8 protein-coding genes are annotated in these 6,965 nt (G+C 69.7%); 6 read left to right on the top strand and 2 right to left on the bottom strand.

Features of this window, described 5'->3' with window-relative positions:
* Positions 1-92: 92 nt before the first annotated feature.
* The 6 genes from VGS97_RS07045 to VGS97_RS07020 all read left to right on the top strand — a co-directional run bounded on the left by VGS97_RS07045 (position 93) and on the right by VGS97_RS07020 (position 6,166).
* Complete coding sequence (locus VGS97_RS07045; RefSeq protein WP_326852429.1) at positions 93-383, top strand: hypothetical protein; 291 nt, start codon at positions 93-95, stop codon at positions 381-383.
* A 39-nt stretch (positions 384-422) separates the two neighbouring features.
* The gene (locus VGS97_RS07040) at positions 423-1,139 is read left to right on the top strand and encodes a hypothetical protein (protein ID WP_326852428.1); all 717 of its coding nucleotides are present in this window, start codon (positions 423-425) and stop codon (positions 1,137-1,139) included.
* A gap of 113 nt (positions 1,140-1,252) precedes the next feature.
* Positions 1,253-2,287, top strand: coding sequence for an alpha/beta hydrolase family esterase (locus VGS97_RS07035; protein ID WP_326852427.1), 1,035 nt, complete (start codon positions 1,253-1,255; stop codon positions 2,285-2,287).
* 39 nt (positions 2,288-2,326) lie between these two features.
* Positions 2,327-3,100: a hypothetical protein gene (locus tag VGS97_RS07030; protein WP_326852426.1), complete on the top strand. Its 774-nt coding sequence runs from the start codon at positions 2,327-2,329 to the stop codon at positions 3,098-3,100.
* Positions 3,101-3,383: 283 nt separating this feature from the next.
* Positions 3,384-5,690: a choice-of-anchor P family protein gene (locus tag VGS97_RS07025; protein WP_326852425.1), complete on the top strand. Its 2,307-nt coding sequence runs from the start codon at positions 3,384-3,386 to the stop codon at positions 5,688-5,690.
* A gap of 167 nt (positions 5,691-5,857) precedes the next feature.
* Entirely contained in the window at positions 5,858-6,166 is a 309-nt protein-coding gene (locus VGS97_RS07020; RefSeq protein ID WP_326852424.1) for a DUF1905 domain-containing protein, read from the top strand.
* Here the strand turns inward: VGS97_RS07020 and VGS97_RS07015 are convergent.
* Both VGS97_RS07015 and VGS97_RS07010 read right to left on the bottom strand, forming a co-directional pair.
* On the bottom strand, positions 6,159-6,323 hold the full coding sequence (locus VGS97_RS07015; protein ID WP_326852423.1) for a hypothetical protein: 165 nt from the start codon (positions 6,321-6,323) through the stop codon (positions 6,159-6,161). The two genes, VGS97_RS07020 and VGS97_RS07015, sit on opposite strands and share 8 nt — an antisense overlap.
* Positions 6,320-6,965, bottom strand: a 646-nt coding sequence (locus tag VGS97_RS07010) for an SDR family NAD(P)-dependent oxidoreductase (RefSeq protein WP_326852422.1), incomplete at its 5' end; no start/stop codon positions are given. The genes VGS97_RS07010 and VGS97_RS07015, both read right to left, overlap by 4 nt.

Here is a 6,965-nt window from a genome sequence, read left to right as displayed (position 1 = left end):
AGCTCGTCCGACCCGCTCGTTCACACTTATCGGGTTCTTACAACCGCTCTGCGAGAGTTTCGCTGTCCACAGCGATTCGGGTTGGAGGAACGGTGAGGCGAGCGACCGGAGCGGTGGTTGCCGGAGTCGTGGCGGTGTTGTGCGCGGCGGTACTCGCGGGGTGCCAGGGACATTCCGCCGCGGCACAGTCGGTGAACGGCGTGGTGACCCCGACGAGTGGGAGCACGGCGGCGCCCGCCGCCGGATCCGCGGCCGACGCGAACAGCGCGAACGGCCCCGCAGGCGCCGGCGTCGACTCCGATCTGAACGCGGTCGACGGTCAGCTCTCCGAACTGGACTCGGCGATGGCGAAGGCCACGCAGAGCCCGTCGGACGGCGGCTGACCCCCTTTCGGCCCGAGATCCAGCAGACAGGAATCAATCGTGAAGCGCTTCACCCGCCTTGCCGCGGCATCCCTCGCCGCGTCGGCGCTCGCCGCCGCGGCCGCGCTGCCCGCGCAGGCCCAGACCGCGCGCGCCGCCGCGACCTCCGGCACCGGTACCGCCGGGCTCAAGGCCGCACAGACCCTGACGACCTCGCGCATCGACGGCCGGCTTGAGACGCTGCGCGCACTGAGCATGGTCGTGAACAACGCCACGCACCTCAGCACCGCCGACCGCTCCACCCTCGGCAGCCTGATCAACAGTGACATCAGTGGTCTGACATCGCTGCGCAGCAAGGTCGCCGCGGAGAGCACGGTGGCCGCCGTGCGCGCGGACGCCACGGCGATGGTCGACGACTACCGCGTGTACATGCTCGTCGTGCCGAAGGTCCACCTGACCAACGTCTTCGACATCGAATCGGCCGCCGCGACGGCGCTACAGAAGGTGCACGACAAGCTCGCCACGCGCGTCGCCGCCGCTCCCGGCGGCGGTACTTCGGCCGAGAAGTCGCAGCTCGCCGACATGCAGGCGCAGATCCAGGCCGCGCAGCAGGCGGACGCAAACCGGGTGGCCACGCTGCTGGGCATCCAGCCCAGCCCGAACGCGGACGCGATCCACAGCGCGCTGTCGCCGCTGGCCGGCGACGCGAAGGACGCACGCAAGGCCTTGGCCCAAGCGCGCGACGACGCCAAGAAGATCCGCGCAGCACTCAAGTAGCAAGCAGCGGCCACGCAAGCGTCCGCCAAGTGCCAGCGCAGGCGTTCGGCGGTTCAACGTGGCTCCTCGTGGCTCCTCGAACGCTCAACGTTCACTGATTCCCGGAGGCGGCGGTGGCGCGGGTTTCGCGCAGACAGAAGGCGGCACTGGTCGCCACCGCCGTAGTCGCCCTCGTGGTGAGCTGCTCAGTCGCCTACCGCACCGCGGCGACACAGGGCGACTCGGCGGGCGGAAACGCAAGCGGGAACGCGAGCACGAATACAAGCACGAACACGAACACCAGCGGCACGGGCACGGCGCAGAACGCGCGCGTGCCCGTCGGCTCGTCTACGCACTACATCGAGAGCAGCGGACGTGAACGCACCTTCCGCCTCTACCGACCGGCCGGGCTGACCGGCCCCGCGCCCCTGGTGGTCATGCTGCACGGCGGCTACGGCAGCGCCAGTCAGGCCGAGGGCGACTACGGCTGGGACGCCGAGGCGGATTCCGGACACTTCCTGGTGGCGTACCCGGACGGCATGGACCGGGCCTGGAACGCGGGCGGCGGCTGCTGCGGAACCCCGGGCACGTCAGGGATCGACGACGTCGCCTTCATCACCGCGGTGGTCGCGGCCGTGCGTGGCGAGGCGGATGTCGATCCGGCGCGGATCTACGCCACCGGGATCTCCAACGGCGGCATGCTCGCCTACCGGCTGGCCTGCGACACCAGACTCTTCGCCGCGATCGGCCCGGACTCGGCCACGCTACAGGGCTCGTGCGATGCGCCCGCCGCGGTGTCGGTGATCGCCATCCACGGCACAGCCGATCGGTACATCCCCTACGACGGCGGTCCGGGCGCCGGGCCGGGCCGTGTCGACGGCCCGGCCGTGCCCTCCGTGATCGCCGACTGGCGCACGGTCGACCATTGCCGGGCTCCCACACAAACCGCCTCGAACACGGTCACCACGTCCCTGGCCACCTGCCCGGACGGGCGCGCCGTCGAGTTGATCACCATCGCAGGGGCCGGACACCAATGGCCGGGCAGCCGCCCCAAACCGTTGATCCAGCGGCTGCTGCACCTCGACCCGCCGTCCACGGCGCTGAACGCCACCAACGTCATCTGGCGGTTCTTCGCGGCGCACCCGGCCCCCGCCAACACAGCGGGCTGACGCGGATCCTGGCATCGCACAGTGGGTACGGTGTCCGGCGTGGCGTTCTTCCGTGCCAAATGTCCCGTGCCGCCGCGCGAACAGGCGTGGATCGAGAAGATGCTGCGCTGGAGCGCGGATCGGTTCGGGGACCTGCCGCTGCGACGACGTGTCGTCGAACCCACCGACACCTTCCTCTCGGGCGCGTACATCGGCGCGAAACGGGACGTGCTGCGTATCGTCGGCGAAGTCAGGGAGCATCTCGGCATCAGTGCCGACCGTGTCGAGGTGGAGTTGGCCGCCGACGAGGAGCTTCCCGGCGAGATCGGCGAGACCGCGCTCTTTCCGGTCAAGCGCTCATGGGTCGCAGGGCACTACCAGCAGCGCGAGGGGCGCGGACTGATCCGGATCGACCCGGCGCAGACGAGGGACCGGGTGCGGCTGGTGGCGGTCGCGGCCCACGAACTATGCCATGAGTTGCTGCTCGGCCGAGGCGGCGTACCCGGCGCGGACGGCGAGGACCACGAACCGCTGACCGACCTGCTCACCGTGTACACCGGCTTCGGCGTCTTCACCGCGAACGCCGCCTTCGACTTCAGGGCCTACAACGGCGGCGCTTGGCAGACCAGGACCCTGGGTTACCTGAACGAGGCCATGTTCGGCTACGCGCTCGCCTGCTACGCGTGGATGCGCGGCGAAGCGAGCGCGGAGCCAGCCTGGGCACGCCGGCTCGACGCGAACCCGCGCGGCTACATGAAGCAAGGCGTCCGGTTCCTGGAACGGGACGTCGGCACGACGCTCCTGTCAGGCTTCGAACCGCTCGCGACCGGGTAAGCAGCCTGCAACGGATCATCCGTTCGTCTGCCGTGGGCTGTCAGCAGCTCATATTCCGGCACATTCTTCGCGTACCGATGACACGGTTTGCGCCTTCCCCACCCGCGCCCGCGCGTGCTCCTACGCACCCGCGCCCGGAAACCGGACCACCACGCCCCCACAACGGGTGATTTCCGCACCGTCACGGACGAGTCACCATGACGGGGACGGCCTGATCAGAGTCTTGACATCGATCGGGCGTGTTCGGGCACGCGCCGTTCGGCGCGAGAAGGGGGATCCATCCATGTCATCACGCCTGCCATCCTTACCCGGCAGGACGGGCCCGGCGGTCGTGTGCGCCGCGCTCGTCGGCGCGCTGGTGGTCGCGGTGCCGACCGTGGCGAACGCGGCCTCGTCCACCACGCACAACGTCGCCTACGTCTACGACGACGCCCTCGGCAACGGGAGCGGCATCAACGACCCCAACTACGTCGGATCGAGCATCTTCACGGTCACCGGCATACAGCTGGGCACCGGGAGCACGGCCTCGTACAACGGCGCGGTCTTCACCAACAAACCGATATCGACCATCGACGCCGCGCCGGCCACGGCGCTGGGCGGCTTCGACACCGTCCTGCTGTACGAGGTCTGCGACATCGGCGCCGCCGCGAACGCGAACGCGCTGTCCGCGGTCAACGCCTTCCTCGACAACGGCGGCAAGGTCCTGATCTTCGACGGGGACCGGTGCGCTCCGGGCGAAGGCGGCCAGGCGGACTACAGCGGGTTCCGCTTCCCGTTCGCGACCAAGTCCCCGGGCCCGCGGGGCGCCACCGGCGGAAGCTACAGCTTCGTCGAGGACAACACGCTGACCGCCGGCATCGGCGGCCCCGACCCCGGCTCGGACGCGCTGGGCGACTCGAACACCTTCTCCGGGAACAAGGGCGCCTGGTGCACCTCGCTGATAACCACCAACGTCCTGAACAACACCGGCAACGTGCAGGCCTACGCCCGCACCGCGAACGGCGGCCTGGCGATCTACGAGGGCGAGGACCTCTGGGCCCACTGGCCGACCGCTCCGAAGACGCACATCAGGGCCGTTCTCACCAACGAGCTCACGCAGGCCTGGAACCCGGACGGCCTGCCGTGCACGAACCCCGCCTCCGGCATCAAGCTCGCGCCGGAATCGGCCACCGACCTGGTGGGCACCACGCAGATCGAGACCGCCAGCGTCGTGGACGGCTTCGCCCAGCCACGCGCGGGCATCACGGTGACCTTCACCGTCCTCAGCGGACCTGACAACGGGCTGACCGGCACCGCGGTGACCGACTCGACCGGCCATGCCTCCTTCCCGATCACCGACACCACCGCGACGGGCACGGACACCGTTCAGGCCAGCTTCAACGACACCGACAGCCCGCCGCCGCACTTCAGCAACAAGACCACCATCACCTGGCAGCCGCGACCGACCACCCTGGTCTACTCCGGCGCGACCAGCGGTGACTTCGACGACCCGACCACCCTGGCCGCGACACTGACCGACACGATCACCGGCTCGCCGATCGCGGGTGCCTCGGTCAGCATCCAGCTGGACGCACAACCGGCCTGCACCGGCACGACCGACAGCACCGGCAAGGCCGGTTGCTCCGTCACCCCGAGCGAGGCGGCGGGAACCGTACCGATCCACGCCTCCTACGCCGGTAGCGGCACGACCACCGGCTCTTCGGCGGACGCCACGTTCACGGTCACGCGGGAAGAGACGACGCTGACCTACACCGGCACCACACACGTCGCCAATGGTGGGCCCGCAACGCTTTCCGGCGTGCTGACCGAGGACGGCACGACGCCGATCCCGGGCCGTACGGTCGCGTTCGCGCTGGGCAGCGGCGCATCGCAGCAGACCTGCTCGGCGACCACCAACGCGAGCGGTTCGGCAGCGTGCACCATCGCCGCGGTCAACCAACCGCTCACCTCTGCGGCAACCGTCCCGATCTCGGCGTCCTTCGCCGGAGACTCCTACTATCTGCCCGCGAGCGCGAGCGCCACGGCGCACCTGCAATATCTGACCGGCCGCGCGTTCGGCGTGTCAGCCGGAGTCAACCTGCTCCTGCTGGACGTCAACCTCGCGCCCACGCCCGACACCGGCCAGATCGTCACCGCCGAGGCCACGACCACGTCGACTCCGTGCACAGCCACGATCAACGCACTCGGCGTCGTGGTGGCCCAGACCCTGTGCGTGAACGTGACCACGTCTCTCGCCCCGGGCACCTCGACCGCCACCTCGGCCGTCCAGCACATCACGATCGGCGTGCCCGGCCTGCCGGTGATCGACGCCACCGCCGTCAAGGCGACCTCGACCACCACCTGCGCCGGATCCAGCGGCGCGACCACCATCGCCAATCTGACCATCGGCGGAGCGCCGGTGACCGTGAGCCCCGGGCCGAACTCCACGATCAGCCTGCTCGGCCTGGCGACCCTCACCCTCAACGAGCAGAAGCCGGTACCGGGCGCCGACCAGGGCCTGACCGTCAACGCTCTGCACCTGACCGGTCTGGGCGGCGCAATCGACATCACCATCGCCTCGGCCACCAGCGACGCGCACGACTGCGGCTAGCCAGGGTCAGGCCCATCCCTTCCGCTTACCAACACTGACACCGACACCGACATAGATCCTCGATCGGCGCGCCGTCCGGGCCTTCCCCGGGCGGCGCGTCCGTCAAGCTCCAAAAACGTCCAAGAACAACCAGGAGAGTGTCGGTCCTCGGTGCGATGCTCGTAGGCATGGTCATCACCTTCGAGTCCGAACTGTGGCTCTGGGACGCCAGGCAGGGCGAGAGCTGGACCTTCGTGGCCCTTCCGGCCGAGGAGTCCGAAGACGTCCGGGAGTTGCTCGGCGGCGCTCCACGGCGTGGCTTCGGCTCGCTGCGAGTGCGCGCGACGGTGGGAACCAGCAGCTGGACCACGTCGATCTTCCCCGACAGTGCACGCGGCGCGTACGTGCTGCCGGTCAAGCGCGCCATCCGCAAAGCCGAGGGCCTCGACGTAGGCGACACCGCGACGGTGACCGTGGAGCTGCTTGATCTCACCTGACGACCGCCGGCACGGCGGCCAGGTTCGGATCGGCCTCGCCGGTCTCGACCGGTCGGCCGTGCGACGACGACCACCAGAACGTGGACGTGGACGTCGGCCCGTTGGGAAAGCCCAAGCCGAGGTCGCCGGGCTGATCGCCGACCGGCTGACACATCACCAGCCGATGGGGCCTTCGGCGTCGAAGTAGGCGCCGGTAGGGCCGTCGGGACTCACCTGCGCCATGCGCACGATGATCTCGGCGCCCTGCTCGACGGTCTGCGTGCCGGTCTTCCCGTTGAGGTCTGTCGCCGTGAATCCGGGCTCGACCGCGTTGATCCGCATGTTCGGCAACGCCTTCGCGTACTGAAGGGTGACCATGTTGACCGCGGCCTTCGACGCCGGATAGGCCACGCCCGGGTAAGCCGAGCCGGGCGAGCCCGTGGTGCTCATCCGCGTCATCGAGGCCAGGCCGCTGCTCACGTTGACCACGACCGGGGCGGGCGACTGCTGCAAGAGCGGCAGGAACGCGTGGGTGACGCGCACGAGGCCGAAGACATTCGTCTCGAACACCGTCCGCATCAGTTCGGCGGTCAAATCCGCGGCGCCGACCACCGTGTTGCCTTCGCCGCGTGCCTCGATTCCGGCGTTGTTGACCAGGACGTCCAGCCCGCCCTCGGCTTCGATCGCCTTCGCCGCGGCGGTCACGGACGCGTCGTCGGTGACGTCGAGCTGGACCATCCGCGCGCCGAGCCGCTCGGCGGCCCGGCGGCCACGCTCCGGATCCCTGCTGCCGATGTAGACGGTGTGGCCCGCCGCGATG

Source organism: Actinocrinis sp. (assembly GCF_035946395.1).
Classification (GTDB): domain Bacteria; phylum Actinomycetota; class Actinomycetes; order Streptomycetales; family Catenulisporaceae; genus Actinocrinis.
Note: the sequence above shows the minus strand (reverse complement) of the source record. Positions and strands in the feature narration are given on the sequence as shown.

What these genes read in the sequence shown, in the direction of transcription:
- VGS97_RS07020 (WP_326852424.1), top strand. Translation starts at nt 5,858, where the DNA reads ATGGTCATCACCTTCGAGTCCGAACTGTGGCTCTGGGACGCCAGGCAG.
- VGS97_RS07025 (WP_326852425.1), top strand. Translation starts at nt 3,384, where the DNA reads ATGTCATCACGCCTGCCATCCTTACCCGGCAGGACGGGCCCGGCGGTC.